This is a genomic window from Methylobacterium symbioticum (assembly GCF_902141845.1).
Classification (GTDB): Bacteria; Pseudomonadota; Alphaproteobacteria; order Rhizobiales; family Beijerinckiaceae; genus Methylobacterium; species Methylobacterium symbioticum.
Window position 1 is genome coordinate 133,533 of the sequence record NZ_CABFPH010000003.1, and the last position, 15,103, is coordinate 148,635.

A 15,103-nucleotide genomic window follows, 5' to 3' on the forward strand; every position below is an offset into this window, starting at 1 on the left:
TTCGAGGGGAATCACGCGATGGGTCAGGTCTATCGGGCGGGGGGTGCCCCCAATGTCACCATCGGCGGGATGCAGGTGCGCTACCTCGCCCGCAGCGGTGCGACGCGGGACGCGCTCGGCATCTACCGGATCGAGCTGGCGCCGCATTCTCCCGGCGCCGGCCTGCATCGCCATGCCCGGCTCACCGAGACCTTCGAGGTCCATTCCGGCCGCCTCACCCTGCGGATCGAGGGCCACAGCCTCGACCTCGGCCCCGGCGATTTCGTGCTGATCCCGCCCGGCCAGCCGCATGCCTTCTGCAACCGCAGCGACGCGCCGGTCTGTTTCACCCTGAGCTTCACGCCGGCCCTGGCGCGTGAGGGCTTCTTCGAGGGGCTGGCCGAACTCTCCGCCACCGACCGCCTGTCGGACGAGGCGGCGATGGAAGCCCTGATGGCGCGCTACGATCAGGAGCCGCTGGAGGGATTTTCGGGCTGGAGCAGCCTCGAATAAGCGTCGTATCCGGCTCGCTTGCGGGGGGAGGCCGCTCTTGCGAAGCGGCGGCGAAGCATCGACAACCGGCCGCATGACCGCGACGCCCAACCCCAACGCCGACCGGCACGACCGCTATGCCGACGAGGCGATCCGCGCCATCCTGCGGGCGACGCGCTCCGTCGCCCTGGTCGGTGCCTCGGCCAATCCCGCCCGGCCGAGCTGGATCGTGCTCAAGTACCTGCTCGACCGCGGCTACGATGTGACCCCGGTCAATCCGGGGCTGGCCGGCCAGGAGCTGCTCGGGCGCCGCGTGGTCGGCAGTCTCGCCGCGCTGTCCGGGCCCGTCGATATGGTCGAGATCTTCCGCAATTCGGCGGCGGCCGGCCCGCTCGTGGACGAGGCCTTGACCCTGCCGCAGCCGCCGACGGTGATCTGGATGCAGCTCGGCGTGCGCGACGACGCGGCCGCCGCCCGGGCCGAGGCGAGGGGCGTCGCCGTCATCATGAACCGCTGCCCCAAGATCGAGTACGGCCGCCTCTCCGGCGAGATCGGCTGGACGGGGGTGAACTCGCGCATCATCAGCGCGCGGAAGCCGAAGCTCTCGCCCAAGGGCGTGCAGAAGCTGACCATCGAGTCGCGCGGATAGCGGCAGAATGTACGGTATCTTGATACCGTTATTGTGAACCCTTTGGAGATGTTGGCTTTTCCTTCCGAGGGCGCTCAACTTTTCCGTTGACCTTGCCGGCCTGCCCGGCTATGCACCCGCCATCGCCGCCGCGGCCCCGCCGCGGCGGCGCCTCGTTTTTCGACACACCACCGAACGCCACGGGATTTGGCCATGAAGACCACTTCGCTGAAGCCCGCCGACGTCGACAAGAAGTGGATCGTGATCGACGCGGAGGGCCTCGTCGTGGGTCGTCTCGCCTCGATCGTGGCGATGCGCCTGCGCGGGAAGCACAAGGCCGCCTATACGCCCCACGTCGATTGCGGCGACAACGTCATCGTCATCAACGCCGAGAAGGTGAAGTTCACCGGCCGGAAGTACAACCAGAAGAGCTACTTCCATCACACCGGCTACCCGGGCGGCATCAAGGAGCGCACGGCCAAGTTCATCCTCGAAGGTCGCTTCCCGGAGCGCGTCGTGGAGAAGGCCGTCGAGCGCATGCTGCCGCGCGGCCCCCTGTTCCGTCAGATCCTCGGCAACCTCCGCGTCTACAAGGGCGCCGAGCACCCGCACGTAGCCCAGCAGCCGCAGACGCTCGACGTCGGCGCCCTCAACCGTAAGAACGTGAGCGCTTGATCATGGCGACCCTTCAGTCTCTCGCCGATCTGAACCGGGCGAATGTCGCCGACGCCACGAACGAGGCGCCGGTCCACGTGCAGAAGCTCGACGCGCAGGGCCGGGCCTATGCCACCGGCAAGCGCAAGGACGCGGTCGCCCGCGTCTGGATCAAGCCGGGCTCCGGCCAGATCACCGTCAACAAGCGCCCGGTCGAAACCTACTTCGCCCGTCCGGTGCTGCGCATGATCCTGCGCCAGCCGCTGCAGATCGTCGACCGCGTCGACCAGTACGACATCGTCGTGACGGTGGCCGGCGGCGGCCTCTCGGGCCAGGCCGGCGCCGTGCGCCACGGCCTCTCGAAGGCGCTCACCTACTATGAGCCGGAGCTGCGCGGCCCGCTGAAGCGCGAAGGCTTCCTCACCCGCGACGCCCGTGTCGTCGAGCGTAAGAAGTACGGCCGCGCCAAGGCTCGCCGCAGCTTCCAGTTCTCGAAGCGCTAAGACGCCAGCGATCGGGGCGCCCCTTCGAGGGCGTCCAGTCCAGGGACCGGTTCGGGCATCGCCCGGGCCGGTCTTTTTCGTTTTTCCGGGTGTCGAGAGGGATCATCCCTCTCGCGGGTTCAAGGCGCAGAGCCCTGGGGGATGCAGGTCAGGGCTTCGCCCCGACACCTCACCGAAGGGACTCAGATCGCGGCTGCGGTGAGGGGCGGGCGGCCGAGCTCGATCAGCACGATCTCGGGCGGCACGCCGATGCGCACCGGCAGGCGGCTCATCCCGAAGCCGCCGGACACGATGATGTGGCGCCCGCCCGCGACGACATGGCCGTAGGAGAGGTCGAGCCCGTCCACCCGCCGGATCGCGGGAGAGTGGCCGAGCAGGCGGATCTGGCCGCCATGGGTGTGGCCGGAGAGCGTGAGCGCGACGCGGGACGGCACCTTGGGGAAGATGTCCGGCTCGTGCGCCATCAGCAGCACGGGCGCGTCGTCCGTCACCTTGGCGAGCGTGCCGGGCAGGTCGTCGACGCCGCCGTCGGTCTCCTCGCTCATGAAGGCCTGCTGGTCGCCGAGCCCGGCGAGCCAGAACGGACGGCCGTCCTTCACGAAGCGGGTGACGTCGTTCTCCAGGACGGGGATGCCCCGCGCCTCGAGCGCGCGGCGCGATTCCGGCGTCCCGTGGCCGGCGATCTGCACGGCCTCGTCGTCCCAGTAATCGTGGTTGCCGAGGACGGCATGGATGCCGAGCGGCGCGCGCAGGCCCTCGACAACCCGCGCGAAATCGAGGAGCGGCACCGGCCGCCAGGCGATGCGGCGCGAGGCCGGGTAGTCGCCGAGCAGCAGGACGATGTCGGGCTTCAGCGCGTTCGTGGCCGCGACGATCTCGGCGACGCGGTCCAGCGACATGAACGGCTCGCAGACGTGGAAGTCGGCGAGCACGGCGATGCGCAGAGCCGGGCCGTCCGTCCAGCCCGGCAGGGCGGGCGCGTAGCGGGTCACCACGAGCCGGTGCAGCGGCTCGATGCCGATGCCGTAGGTCGCGGTCGAGAGGCCGAGCGTCGTCGCCGTCGCGCCGAGGCCGGTCAGGAACTGCCGCCGACTCGGCAGGATCAGCATCGAAGGTCCTTCAGGGGGAACGAGGCGGCGCGACCCTATCGCGCCGCAGCATTCCAACCAACCAGCCCGCTATGGCCGAATCGTGATCCGATCAGAGGATCGGCGCATCCTCGTGAACGAGGTCGAGGATGCCGCGACGGGCCGCGGTCTCGGCTGCGGGCTTCTTCACGGTGGCGGGAGCACGGGTCGCGGCGGCGAGCGCCGGGAGGGCGAGGGGCCGGAAGCCGCAGCGGGCCTCGGTCTGGTCCATCTGGCGACGATCGCTCTCGGAGGCGTCGGCCTGGGTCTCGCGCGGGGGGTACATCGGGGGTCCTGCTGACGGTTGCGTGGCGCGGCACGGCGGAACGTCGGCCGCAGGGTGGATTCAAGCGCCGGCAACCTGAATGCCGGCTTAAGAGATGACCCTTCCACGCCCCGCATGTCTATAAATGCAATATACCTAAAGCCCCCACCCAGGAGGACGAATTGATTCCTCTGTCGGGGTCCGGAGGATGATCGATCGCACGAATGCGCGCGGTTCTTTTAGAGCTGCGTAGACGAGCGCAGATGCAGGGTGCGAGCCTCGCGCTCCGATGGATCTCCGCCTTGCGCCGCCACGCCCGCGTCCTCGTCGTCTCCGCTCCGCTTCTGTGCTTCGCCGGGCCGGCGGCCGCCGACCCGATGCCGAGCCGCTTCGGCCCGGCCTTTGCCGGACAGCGTTCCCCGCAGCCGCTGCGGATCGAGTCGTCGCTCTCCGTGCAGGTGCCGCTCCCGGCGGGCAGCAATTCGGACGAGCAGCTCCAACTCGGTGAGGCGGTTCGCAAGGCGATCTACGGCACGGCCGCGCGGGAATGCGCGACGCTGAAGGACGCCTTTCACGCGGAGTGCCGGCTGCAATCCGTGCGCATCAACAGCAACGTCCAACGGCGCGGCACCGGGACCGACATCCTCTTCATCAACGGCACAGCGAGCTACGAACTGGCCGAAACCGCGAACTGACCGGGCCGGCCCTCAGCCGGCGGCCTGCAGGCCCTCGGCCCGGATCCAGTCCCGGGTCCGGTCGAGCGCCCGGGTCAGGCGGTCGAACAGGGCGTCGATCTCGGCCTCCGCGATGATCAGCGGCGGGCAGACCGCGATCCGGTCGCCCGCCAGGAAGCGCAGGATCAGCCCTTCCTCCTGCGCGAAGGCGACGCAGCGCGCGGCGACGCCCGCCTTCGGCTCGTACTGCGCCTTGCTGGTCTTGTCGGCGACGATCTCCAGCCCGCCGATCAGGCCGATCCCGCGCGCCTCGCCGACGATCTCGTGCTCGGCGAGGCGCGACAGGCGGCTCTGGAAGTGGGGCGCCTTGGCGGCCACGCCCTCGACGATCCGCTCGCGGCGATAGATCTCGATCGTCTTGAGCGCCACCGCGCAGGCGACCGGATGCCCGGAATAGGTGGTGCCATGGCCGAAAGTGCCGAGCTTGCGGCTCTCGGCCAGCATCGCCTCGTAGAGCGGCTCGTCGACGCTGACGCCGCCGAGCGGCACGTAGCCCGAGGTCACCGCCTTGGCGAAGGAGAGGGTGTCGGGCCGGATGCCCAGGGACTCCGATCCGAACCAGGTGCCGAGCCGGCCGAAGCCACAGATCACCTCATCGGCGATGAAGCGCACGTCGTACTTGCCCAATACCGCCTGCACGGCCTCGAAATAGCCCTCCGGCGGCACCAGGGCGCCCCCTGCGCCCATCACCGGCTCGGCGATGAAGGCCGCCACGGTCTCGGGGTCCTCCCGCAGGATCAGCGCTTCGAGCTCGGCGGCGAGACGCTCCGAATAGGCGCGCTCGCTCTCGCCGGCTTCCGCGAATCGGTAATGGTGCGGGCAAGCGCTGTGGAGGAAGCCCGGAAGCGGCAAGTCCCAGTCGGCGTGGTTGGCGGTGAGGCCAGTGAGCGAGGCGCTCGCCACCGTGACCCCGTGATAGCCGCGCTGCCGGGCAATGATCTTCTTCTTGCGCGGGCGGCCGAGCGCGTTGTTGTAGTACCACGCGAGCTTGACCTGAGTGTCGTTGGCCTCGGACCCGGAGGAGGTGAAGAACACCTTCGAGGTCGGAATCGGCATCAGGCCCTTCAGCACCTCGGCGAGCTCGATGGCCGGGTCGTGGCTGCGCCCCGAGAACAGATGGCTGAAGGGAAGGCGGCCCATCTGCGCGTAGGCGGCTTCGGCGAGCTCGCCGTTCGAGTAGCCGAGCGCCGTGCACCAGAGCCCGGCCATGCCCTCGATATAGGGCTTGCCCGCCGTGTCGTAGACGAACACGCCCTCTCCGCGCTCCAGCACCAGCGGGCCGGCGCTGCGGTGGGCGTCGAGATTGGTGTAGGGGTGGAGCAGGGTTTCGACGTCGCGGGCAGCGAGGTTCGACAGCATGGCAGGTCCGGTGGCGTGAACGCGTTTCGCCACACTACCGGCCCGATCCCGGCCCAGTAACCCCGGTAGACCCCGGACGGATCACCGCCCGGCGCATGGACCGAACCGGATGCACGACCCCGCCCAGATCGTCGCCACGCCCGCGCCGGGCCGGGCCTGCGGCCCGTGCACCCTGTGCTGCAAGGTCTACGACGTCCCCGCGGTCGAGAGCGTCGCCGGCCAATGGTGCCGGCACACGCTGGCGGGCCGGGGGTGCGCGATCCATGCCGCGCGGCCCGACCATTGCCGCGCCTTCCATTGCCTGTGGATGACCGAGAGCTGGCTCGGGCCCGAATGGAAGCCGGACAAGGCCAAGATGGTGCTCGCCCTCGATCCGGCGACGCGCAACATGAACGTGCAGGTCGATCCCGGCCAGGCCAATGCGTGGCGGCGTGAGCCCTATTACGGCCAGCTCAAGCGCTGGGCCGCCGCCTCGATCCCGAAGGGCCGGCACGTGCTGGTCCACGTCAACAAGACGACGACGGTGGTTCTACCCGACCGCGACGTACCCCTCGGCGTGCTGACGCCGGAGGATCGCATCGTGTCGCGCCCGCGCATGACCCCGCAGGGGCCGACCCTCGACATCGAGGCGGTGCGGGCCGCCTGAGGGGCTCGCGACCGTTCGGCAGAGAGGCGCCTGGCGCCGTCCCCGATCGCGTTGCAATCGAAGGCGGCGCCAAGGCGTGGTTTCTGCGCGCTTTCGGTCGCCGCTTCAGCTTCAGAGCGCTCTAGGCCGCGAGCCGCAGGCCGGCCGAGACCGGCACCGGCCGCCGCGGCAGGGCGGCCACGGGGCATCGCGCGCCCGGCGCGGCGTCGTCGCCGGTCCAGCGGCACACCAGCCTGCCGGTGACCGGATCGAGGCTCCAGGCCGCCCGCAGGTCGCGGCGCGGCCGGGGCGCGATCCGCGGCGGGGTCGCGGCCGGGGCGGTCTGCGGGCCGGTCCGGACATGCGCGGTGGCGGCCGCCATCGGGAGGACGGCCAGGATCAGCTTGAGAAGGGTCATGGTGCACCTCGCTGGGACCGGCCGCTCGCGCAGCCACGTCCGCGAGGCGCGCCCCGTCAGGCGCCCAGGCGGGCCGCGACCGGCGCGAACGGCGCGGTCGATCGACTGTGACTGTCGCTTGGCATGGGGTTACGGGTTCCGTGGAAGGTGGCCGGGCGGAGGCTCCGGCGGGGCCACGCCGCCCCCTTAAACCGCTCCGCTTCCCTGTCAATCCTGCCCGGGCGGGCGGCGCGGCCGCGATGCGCCGGCGTCTCGAGCGGCGCCATCAGGACGTCGTTCGGGCAGGTCCTCGCTCGGACGCGGCGGAGAGGGGGCCTCAACGCAGGCCGATGCGGTCGAGCAGGCCCGCGAGGTCGGCCGGATCGATGGTGAAGTCCCGCAGGTGGTCCCGTTGGGCGCTCTCCGCGGCGCGCCCGTAGAGGGCGTGGTAGGGCTGGCCCCGGGCCGCGGCGATGTCGCGGTAATAGGGGTCCTGGAAGGTCTCGGGCGCGAGGTGCACCACCGGGGTGCCGGGCGGGCAGAACACCGTGTTGACGAGCCCCGCGCCCTTGATGCCGACCACCGCCTCGGCATGAGCAAAGAGGGCTGCCTGATCCGGCACGCCCAGGCGCTCGGCATCGAGGATCTCGAAGCCGCGGGCGCGCACCAGGGCGTGGATGTCCGTGCGATTGAGGAGGACGCGCTCGCGCAACGGGTTGCGGTCGATGAACAGGCGGAGGGCCCGGCGGCCGCGCAGGGCGGCGCGGAGGCGGGCGCCGGCGAGGGCGGGCCGCAGCCCGGAGGCCGGCCGTGCGAGACGCCGGTCGATTTCGGCCATGGCGTCGGGCGACTTCGCGATGCCGAGGTGCTTCACCGGGGTCGCGTAGTGCAGGCGCGGGAAGTGGTAGGTCGTCTCGGGATCGAGGAAGACGATCGCGAGCGGCCCCCCGGCGAAAAACCGGCTCGTGCGCTCGCGCATGCGGTTGTTGAACCAGTCCTGCCGCGGCAGGACCAGGGTCACGGTCTTGCCCGGATGGAGACGCCGCAGCACCTCCACCGCCTTCAGGCGCGGCAGGTCCTCCAGGAGCCAGTGCCCGTAATTGAAGGACCCCTGGTTGCCCACGTAGAGATACGGCCCGGGGCCGGCGGGTCCGGGTTCGGCGTCGTCGTCGAGGACGAGCGGACCGGCCATGTACCGTTCCTGAAGGAGGTGGGTCTCGTAGAGGACCGTGCGGCCCTGGAACAGCACGTTCCGGCGCAGGCGTACCTCCTCCAGGACGACGAGAACCGAGGGCGGCGCGACGCCGCGTGCCGCGGGCGCGTCGCGGAAGGCCTGCACCATCGCCTCAGGGGCCGGAGCGCCGCGCAGGTGCAGGGTCTCCGGCATCGGCCAATCGTAGGACCAGCCCGGATAGAGTTCGGCGAGCGCCGTTCCGGCCGGCGCGCGCTGCCGCAGCAACGCGACGACGTCGGGTTCCTCGACGGGCCTGTTCTCGGGATAGAGCGCGTCCGGCGCGCAGGAGACGTACTCGGTCATCGGGGGCGGGTGATGGCACAGCCGGGCCGGCGCCGCACGCGGGAAAGCGCCGGGCGGATTGCGCGTGCAGGGCTTAACGGTCCTGCAACCATGCCGGTCAATAAAACCCATGGTGCCGCTTGTTCTTCACCGGACGCGGACCGCTCGGTTGCCGTCACAGGTTGCGTTCGCCGTGAAGACGAGACGTGGACGACGCGGAACGGGCCTGCGCGGGCTCTCCTCCGCCATGATCGCCCCCATGGTATCGGCCATGGCGCCCTGGGCCGCGGCCCTGACCCTGCTGGTCTCCTTCACGGCGTCCGCGGGCACCGAGAGCGCCCTCGGCTCCAACGTGATGGCCGCGGGCGACCTGCGCGTCGTCCCGGCCCTGCCGCCGGGGGTGAGCCTGATCGGCGCCGTGCCGCGCCGCGACGGCGCGCACGACCTCCTGATCGAGCGGGCCGACGCATTGCCGGCGCGGTCCCTCGGGGAGGCCGCCCTCCATGCCGACCTCAAGGTGCAGGCCCGCGTCTTCCCGGCGGTGCAGCGCGCGGGCAAGGGCGATCCGGCCCGGCCGCCGCGCCCGAGCTTCGAGCGCCGGGCCAGGGGCCTGCGCGACGCGCCCGGCGCCCTGATCTTCGGCAACGTCACCGGCAATGTCAGCGGTGTGCTGACCCCGGGCTCCGCCACCTGGAACCCGGAGCTGGAGCCGGAGAACGCCTTCGTGCCGGTTCCCGATCTCGGCCTGACCACCGGGATCGGCTCGGCCGCCTCGACGGGCGAGGGCCGCGCAGACACCACCGCCGAGATCGATTCCGAGCGTCATGACGGCTCGACGCCTCCGGTCCCGCGCGCCGTGGCGCTCTCCTCGACCACGCCCGCGCCCGCCGACGCCATCCCCGTCGAGGTCGCCGCGGCGAGCCTCGCCCTGCCGGACATCGCCCTTCGCCCGGCGCCGCCGGCTCTGCCCCTCGCGGAGGCCGGACGCAGCCGCTACGCCGACCTGATCAGCCCCGACGCGATGGAGCGCGAGCAGCGCTGCCTGGCCGAGGCGGTCTATTTCGAGGCCCGCAGCGAGCCCGAGGCCGGGCAGGCGGCGGTGGCTCAGGTGGTGCTCAACCGCGTGAAGAGCGGGCTCTACCCGACGAATGTCTGCGGCGTCGTCTACCAGAACCGCCACCGCTTCATGGGCTGCCAGTTCTCCTTCGCCTGCGAGGGCAAGTCCCTGCGCATCACCGACGCGGCCTCCTGGCAGACGGCGACGCGCGTCGCGCAATCGGTGATCGAGGGGCGGACCTATCTCAGCGAGGTCGGCGCCGCGACCCACTACCACGCCGATTACGTGCGCCCCGGCTGGTCGCGCCGCCTGCGCAAGATGGATGTCATCGGCCGGCACATCTTCTACACATTGAAACCAGGCCAGACCTGATTCTCACAGCTTTCTTCGGCGTAAATTTACTTAGGTATAGGCCTCCTAAGCAGTCGATCCCGAGGGTTAATTTTACCCTGAATCGGGATTAGGCTTGCTTGTCCGGCAACCCCGACGCCTTCTGCACGTCGAGATGGGTGCGAGCCTTCGCGCTCCATCCGATCCTGCCGTATCCGCGTTCCAGAGGAAGCCGAATCCATGACCGCCCCGGTCGCACGCATCTCCAGCCTGCTCGCCGCGCTCGGCGGCCTCGCCCTTCTCGCAGGCCCGGCCCAGGCCGGCGGCTGCTACGGGGCCGAGTGCTATCGCCACGTGACCACGCCGCCGGTCTTCGACACGGTGCAGGAGAACGTGCTGGTGCGCCCGCCGCGGACCGTCTACCGCAGCGTCCCGCCGGTCTACGACACCGTCTCCGAGCGCGTGATGGTGGCTCCCGGCGGTCGCGTCTGGACGACCCGCCGCGGGCCCTATGGCGAGCTGATCGGCTGCTGGGTCAACACGCCGCCGCGCTTCGCCGTGCAGACCCGCCGCGTGCTGGTGCGCCCGGGCGCGACGATCCCCGAGACGATCCCGCCGGAATACGCGAGCGTCAGCCGCCGCGTGCTGGTGGCGCCCGCCCGTTCCGGCTGGGTGCCGGTGGGTGGTTACGGCGGCTACGGCGGCGGCTACGGGCCCGCACCCCTCGTCGGCTCGATCCCGGACGCCTTCGGCATTACCGGTGCCAGCTCGGCCGATATCGGTGTCGGCCTCGGCTTCTCCCGCGGCAGCCTCTACGACGGCTACTGAGTTCGGCCGATCCGATCGGTCGAGGGGCCGGCGCCGGGAGACGGCGCCGGCCTCTTCGCATTTGCGCCATCCGGTCCGCATCGCCGCGGCCCGCGCAGCCCTCGATTCCGCGTGCGCTGTCACCGAGCCGGCATCCCCTTCGGACCGGAGCGCTCTAGATCCCGGACAATCCGGGAGGGTCGGACATGGCGACGTTCAAGGCATGGGTGATCGAGAAGGGGGCGGGGGGCCAGAGCCTGACCTTCCGCGACTTCGACGAGACCGAGCTGATGGAGGGCGACGTCACCGTGCGCGTCACCCATTCGGGCCTGAACTACAAGGACGGGCTCGCCCTCACCGGGCGCTCTCCCGTGGTGCGCCGCTTCCCCATGATTCCCGGCATCGATTTCGCGGGCGTGGTCGAGGCCTCCGAGGACCCCGCCTACAAGCCCGGCGATGCGGTGGTGCTCACCGGATGGGGCGTGGGGGAGACCCATCTCGGCGCCTATGCCGAGCGGGCGCGGGTGAAGGGCGGCTGGCTGGTACCGCTGCCGGAGGGGCTGACACCGGCCCAGGCCATGGCGATCGGCACCGCCGGCTACACGGCGATGCTCGCCCTGATGGCCCTCGAGGCGCACGGGCTCAAGCCCGAGGCGGGCCCCGCCATCGTCACCGGCGCCTCCGGCGGTGTCGGCTCTGTGGCCGTGGCGCTGCTGGCGCGCGCCGGCTGGCACGTCATCGCCTCGACGGGCCGCGCATCCGAGGCCGACTACCTGCGCGGGCTTGGCGCGGCCGAGATTCTCGACCGGGCGGAATTGTCGATCCCCGGCAAGCCGCTCGCCAAGGAGCGCTGGGCCGCGGGCGTCGATGCCGTCGGCTCGACGACGCTCGCCAACCTCCTGGCCCAGACCCAGGCGGATGGGGCGATCGCGGCCTGCGGCCTTGCGCAGGGCATGGACCTTCCGTCCTCCGTCGCGCCCTTCATCTTGCGCGGCGTCGCGCTCCTCGGGATCAACAGCGTGACCACCCCGCAGCCGAAGCGCCGCGAGGCCTGGAGCCGCCTCGCCCGGGAGCTCGACCTCGCCAAGCTCGCCGCCATGACGACGACGGTCGGCTTCGCCGAGGTCGGACGGCTCGGCGAGGCGATCCTGGCGGGCGAGGTGCGCGGGCGCACGGTGGTGACGGTCGCCTGACCGCGCGGCAGGAACCGCGGCCTTTGAGGCCGCGTTGCCTGCTTCATGAGCATTGCATTCGTCCGCGAGAAGGAAGGTGGCGAGGCCTTCGAGGACCTGCCGGACCGTCCGATCTCGCCGCACACCAACTTCGTCACCCCCGAGGGCCTTGCTCGGATCGAGGCCGAGGTCGCGCGCCTGCAGGACGAGGTCGGCCGGCTCGCGCCCGAGGACAAGGCCGGCAATGCCCGCGTCGCGCGCGACCTGCGCTACTGGACCGCGCGCCTCGGCTCGGCCCAGCTCGTCGAGCGCGTTGAAGGCGAGACCGTGCATTTCGGCTCGACCGTGACGGTGCTGCGCGAGGACGACAGTGCCCAGACCTTCCGCATCGTCGGCGAGGACGAGGCCGATCCGGCGAAGGGCTCGATCTCCTATGTCGCCCCGCTCGCGCGCGCGATCACGGGCAAGAGCGTCGGCGACGTGGTCGAGGTGAACGGCCACGAGGTCGAGATCACCAAGATCGCCTGAGGTCCGGGATCCCAAAGGGATCATCCCTTTGGTGGGGTGCAGGGGCAAAGCCCCTGCGGATATCCCAGGGCTCCGCCCTGGACCCGCGAGAGGGATGATCCCTCTCGACACCCCGACTTCAGCCGCGTCCCTCGAAGCGAGGGCGCAGCGGCAGCAGGGAATCGGCCGCGAAATCCATGAAGGCGCGCACGCGCGGGCCGTGGCGCAGGTCCGGATGCGTCAGCAGCCAGAGGTCGGCCTGCAGATCGGGCTCGGGATCGCCGAGCCGGCGGAGATCCGGGCAGGCATCGCCGACATAGCAGGGCAGCGGTCCGATCCCGATTCCGGCCTCGATGGCCTCGCGCAATCCGTCCACCGTGTTCAGGCGCAGCGCGATCCGGTCGGGCTCGGCGCGGGCGCGGACGAAGGCGGCGAAGCGGCCGCCCGCCACCGAATCCGCGAGACTCACCCAGCTTTGCGCCTCCGGCCGCTCCGGCTCGCGGTCGGCGCGGCCGTAGAGCGCCCAGGCGATGCCCGAGAGACGCCGCCCGACCAGATTGGCCGGCGGATCGGAGCTCGCGCGGATGGCGACATCCGCGTCCCGCTGCGACAGGTTGAGGGCGCCCTCCGCGGCGATCATGTCCACGCGCATGGCCGGATAGCGGACGAGGAAACGTGCGACGACCGGGATCAGCAGGTCGCGCACGAAGCTCGCCGCCGCGGTGACCCGGATCTCACCGGTCGGGCTCTGGGCCTGGCCGGCCACCGCGCGGCCGAAGCCGGCGACGTCGGCCTCCATGCGGGTGGCGGCGGCGAGCATCGCCTCGCCGGCCGGCGTCGGCAGGTAGCCGGCGCGCAGCCGCTCGAACAGGCGCACGCCGAGCCCTGCCTCGATCTGCGCGAGGCGGCGGAAGGCCGTCGAGTGGTTGATGCCGAGATGGGCGGCGGCCCGGGTCAGGCCCCCGCGCTCGGCCACCGCCTTCACGAGGCGGAAATCGTCCCAGGCGAGGTCCGGCTTTGCGTTCATGCAAGGTCATTCTTGCAGGCCAGGGCATTTCCGCAAGGCGCGAGCGGAGCGATATGGCGGCGAGCGGTGGGCCGGGATCCTACCGGGATGTCGAGGAGATCGCGTCGATGGCGAAGGTTCTGGTGCTGTACTACTCGTCCTGGGGCCATGTGGAGCAGATGGCGCAGGCTGCTGCCGAAGGCGCACGCGAGGCCGGTGCCGAGGTGACGGTGAAGCGGGTGCCGGAGCTGGTGCCCGAGGAGGTCGCCCGGCAGTTCCACTACAAGCTCGACCAGCAGGCGCCGATCGCGGACCCGAACGAGCTTGCCGAATACGATGCGATCATCCTCGGCACGCCGACCCGCTTCGGCAACATGGCCGCGCAGATGAAGCAGTTCCTCGATCAGACCGGCGGCCTCTGGGCCAAGGGTGCCCTCGTCGGCAAGGTCGGTTCGGTCTTCACCTCGACCGCCTCGCAGCACGGCGGCCAGGAGACCACGCTCACGAGCGTCCACACCGTGCTCCTGCACCACGGCATGGTCATCGTCGGCCTGCCCTACAGCTTCCAGGGCCAGAACGGGGTCGAGGAGGTGAAAGGCGGCTCGCCCTACGGCGCCACCACGATCGCGGCGGCCGATGGCTCGCGCCAGCCGAGCCCGGTCGAGCTCGAGGGTGCCCGCTACCAGGGCCGCCACGTCGCGACGATCGCGGGCAAGCTCGCCTGAAGACCTGCCGCCCTTCCCCACGAAGGGGGAGGGCGCGCGGCATGGCGGCGGCCAAGAAAAAAGGCTCGGATTGCTCCGAGCCTCTGAAGGGTAAAGGCCATTGGGGGCTGAACTGGCCTTCGTGATCCACCAACGGGGGTGACAGCGTTTCGTTCCGGGCCGGCCCGCGATTTTTTGATCGGCGGCATTCAGCGGGGTGCCGCAGCCCGCGCGAGCCGGTCGCGGATCGCCTCGCCGAGCCCGTCCGCGGGGATCGGCGCCACCGCGATGGTCGCGGCGCCCGAGGCGTCGAGATCGCGCAGGGCGGCGAACAGGTTCGCTGCCGCCTCAGCGAGATCACCGTTCGCACTGAGGCTGCGCGCGGCCACGGCATTGTCGAGACCGCGCGGCGTCTGCGGTCCGAACAGCAGGGCCGCCTCGCCGGTTGCGATCGCGATGGCATCGAGCCGCACCCGCGCCCGCGGCGCGTAGTGCGAGGCGAGAAGTCCGGGCCCGACCGGGCGCGCCGCGTCGTCCGCGCCGGCCTCTCCGATCGTCTGCCCGAGCACGTCGCGGATCATCGCGCGGGTGATCGCGCCCGGACGCAGCAAGCGCGGCCCATCCCCCAGACAGGCGACCACCGTCGATTCGACGCCGACCCGTGCCGCCCCCCCGTCGAGCACAGCGTCGAGCCGTCCGTCGAGGTCGGCGAGGACATGCGCGGCAGAGGTCGGGCTGACATGGCCCGAGCGGTTGGCCGAAGGGCCGGCGACGGGACGGCCCGTCGCCGCGAGCAGGTCGCGGGTGAGTGGGCTTCCGGGAATCCGCAGCGCCACGCTGTCGAGCCCGGCCCGGGCGAGATCGCAGACGGTGCAATCGGGACCCGCCGGGACCACCAGCGTCAGGGGGCCGGGCCAGAAGGCGGCGGCGAGCGCCTCCGCATTCGCGTCGAAGGCGCCCTCGATCCGAGCTGCCGTCACGTCGGGCAGGTGGGCGATCAATGGATTGAAGCGGGGGCGCGCCTTGGCCGCGAAGATCGCCGCCACCGCGGCGGAGTCCGTGGCGTCTCCGCCGAGGCCGTAGACCGTCTCGGTCGGGAAGGCGACGAGCCGGCCCGCCCGCAGCAGAGCGGCCGCGTCGGCGACGCCCGCTTGCGTACCCGGAAGCAGGCGCGTGGCTGCCGCAGGGTCCGTCCAGGCCGTTGACCGGCGATCGTTCATATATAAACTATCTCCGTTCGC

Annotated in this window: 18 protein-coding genes; 11 read left to right on the forward strand and 7 right to left on the reverse strand. The window is 71.1% G+C overall.

Translation table 11 applies throughout. The features are described from left to right. Positions 1-18 precede the first annotated feature (18 nt). From MET9862_RS02305 to rpsI, 4 genes are all read left to right on the forward strand, one after another. On the forward strand, positions 19-492 hold the full coding sequence (locus MET9862_RS02305; RefSeq protein WP_142581491.1) for a cupin domain-containing protein: 474 nt from the start codon (positions 19-21) through the stop codon (positions 490-492). Positions 493-565: 73 nt separating this feature from the next. Then, on the forward strand, positions 566-1,120 hold the full coding sequence (locus MET9862_RS02310; protein ID WP_142581492.1) for a CoA-binding protein: 555 nt from the start codon (positions 566-568) through the stop codon (positions 1,118-1,120). A gap of 192 nt (positions 1,121-1,312) precedes the next feature. Next, positions 1,313-1,774: a 50S ribosomal protein L13 gene (gene rplM / locus MET9862_RS02315; protein WP_142581493.1), complete on the forward strand. Its 462-nt coding sequence runs from the start codon at positions 1,313-1,315 to the stop codon at positions 1,772-1,774. Between the two features lie 2 nt (positions 1,775-1,776). Further along, the gene (gene rpsI / locus MET9862_RS02320) at positions 1,777-2,256 is read left to right on the forward strand and encodes a 30S ribosomal protein S9 (protein WP_142581494.1); all 480 of its coding nucleotides are present in this window, start codon (positions 1,777-1,779) and stop codon (positions 2,254-2,256) included. Positions 2,257-2,438: 182 nt separating this feature from the next. Here the strand turns inward: rpsI and MET9862_RS02325 are convergent, their stop codons facing one another. Both MET9862_RS02325 and MET9862_RS02330 read right to left on the reverse strand, forming a co-directional pair. Further along, positions 2,439-3,365 carry a metallophosphoesterase gene (locus MET9862_RS02325; protein ID WP_142581495.1) on the reverse strand — a complete coding sequence of 309 codons (927 nt, stop codon included), beginning with the start codon at positions 3,363-3,365 and terminating at the stop codon, positions 2,439-2,441. A 91-nt stretch (positions 3,366-3,456) separates the two neighbouring features. After that, a complete protein-coding gene (locus MET9862_RS02330) occupies positions 3,457-3,669 on the reverse strand; it encodes a hypothetical protein (RefSeq protein WP_142581496.1) in 213 nt (70 codons plus the stop codon). A 203-nt stretch (positions 3,670-3,872) separates the two neighbouring features. On the opposite strand from MET9862_RS02330, the gene MET9862_RS02335 reads away from it, so the two are divergent. Next, positions 3,873-4,343 carry a hypothetical protein gene (locus tag MET9862_RS02335; RefSeq protein WP_142581497.1) on the forward strand — a complete coding sequence of 157 codons (471 nt, stop codon included), beginning with the start codon at positions 3,873-3,875 and terminating at the stop codon, positions 4,341-4,343. A gap of 12 nt (positions 4,344-4,355) precedes the next feature. Here MET9862_RS02335 and MET9862_RS02340 read toward each other — a convergent pair whose 3' ends face one another. Then, complete coding sequence (locus MET9862_RS02340) at positions 4,356-5,741, reverse strand: aminotransferase (RefSeq protein ID WP_142581498.1); 1,386 nt, start codon at positions 5,739-5,741, stop codon at positions 4,356-4,358. Between the two features lie 109 nt (positions 5,742-5,850). Here MET9862_RS02340 and MET9862_RS02345 point away from each other — a divergent pair, with 109 nt between their 5' ends. Further along, positions 5,851-6,387, forward strand: coding sequence for a hypothetical protein (locus MET9862_RS02345; RefSeq protein ID WP_142581499.1), 537 nt, complete (start codon positions 5,851-5,853; stop codon positions 6,385-6,387). Positions 6,388-6,508: 121 nt separating this feature from the next. On the opposite strand, the gene MET9862_RS02350 is transcribed toward MET9862_RS02345, so the two are convergent. Then, complete coding sequence (locus tag MET9862_RS02350; protein WP_142581500.1) at positions 6,509-6,784, reverse strand: hypothetical protein; 276 nt, start codon at positions 6,782-6,784, stop codon at positions 6,509-6,511. 316 nt (positions 6,785-7,100) lie between these two features. Then, complete coding sequence (locus MET9862_RS02355; RefSeq protein WP_185156723.1) at positions 7,101-8,300, reverse strand: glycosyltransferase family 61 protein; 1,200 nt, start codon at positions 8,298-8,300, stop codon at positions 7,101-7,103. A gap of 226 nt (positions 8,301-8,526) precedes the next feature. On the opposite strand from MET9862_RS02355, the gene MET9862_RS02360 reads away from it, so the two are divergent. The 4 genes from MET9862_RS02360 to greA all read left to right on the forward strand — a co-directional run bounded on the left by MET9862_RS02360 (position 8,527) and on the right by greA (position 12,173). Beyond that, a complete protein-coding gene (locus MET9862_RS02360; RefSeq protein WP_244612527.1) occupies positions 8,527-9,708 on the forward strand; it encodes a cell wall hydrolase in 1,182 nt (393 codons plus the stop codon). A gap of 198 nt (positions 9,709-9,906) precedes the next feature. Next, positions 9,907-10,494, forward strand: coding sequence for a hypothetical protein (locus MET9862_RS02365; RefSeq protein ID WP_142581502.1), 588 nt, complete (start codon positions 9,907-9,909; stop codon positions 10,492-10,494). A 185-nt stretch (positions 10,495-10,679) separates the two neighbouring features. Further along, the gene (acuI, locus tag MET9862_RS02370; RefSeq protein WP_142581503.1) at positions 10,680-11,666 is read left to right on the forward strand and encodes an acrylyl-CoA reductase (NADPH); all 987 of its coding nucleotides are present in this window, start codon (positions 10,680-10,682) and stop codon (positions 11,664-11,666) included. A 45-nt stretch (positions 11,667-11,711) separates the two neighbouring features. After that, entirely contained in the window at positions 11,712-12,173 is a 462-nt protein-coding gene (greA, locus tag MET9862_RS02375; RefSeq protein ID WP_142581504.1) for a transcription elongation factor GreA, read from the forward strand. Positions 12,174-12,291: 118 nt separating this feature from the next. On the opposite strand, the gene MET9862_RS02380 is transcribed toward greA, so the two are convergent. Continuing rightward, positions 12,292-13,179, reverse strand: a complete 888-nt coding sequence (locus MET9862_RS02380) for a LysR family transcriptional regulator (protein ID WP_142581505.1) — start codon at positions 13,177-13,179, stop codon at positions 12,292-12,294. A gap of 107 nt (positions 13,180-13,286) precedes the next feature. Here MET9862_RS02380 and wrbA point away from each other — a divergent pair, with 107 nt between their 5' ends. Beyond that, positions 13,287-13,883, forward strand: coding sequence for an NAD(P)H:quinone oxidoreductase (wrbA, locus tag MET9862_RS02385; RefSeq protein ID WP_142581506.1), 597 nt, complete (start codon positions 13,287-13,289; stop codon positions 13,881-13,883). Positions 13,884-14,071: 188 nt separating this feature from the next. On the opposite strand, the gene MET9862_RS02390 is transcribed toward wrbA, so the two are convergent. Continuing rightward, positions 14,072-15,082, reverse strand: a complete 1,011-nt coding sequence (locus MET9862_RS02390) for an L-threonylcarbamoyladenylate synthase (RefSeq protein WP_142581507.1) — start codon at positions 15,080-15,082, stop codon at positions 14,072-14,074. Positions 15,083-15,103 lie beyond the last annotated feature (21 nt).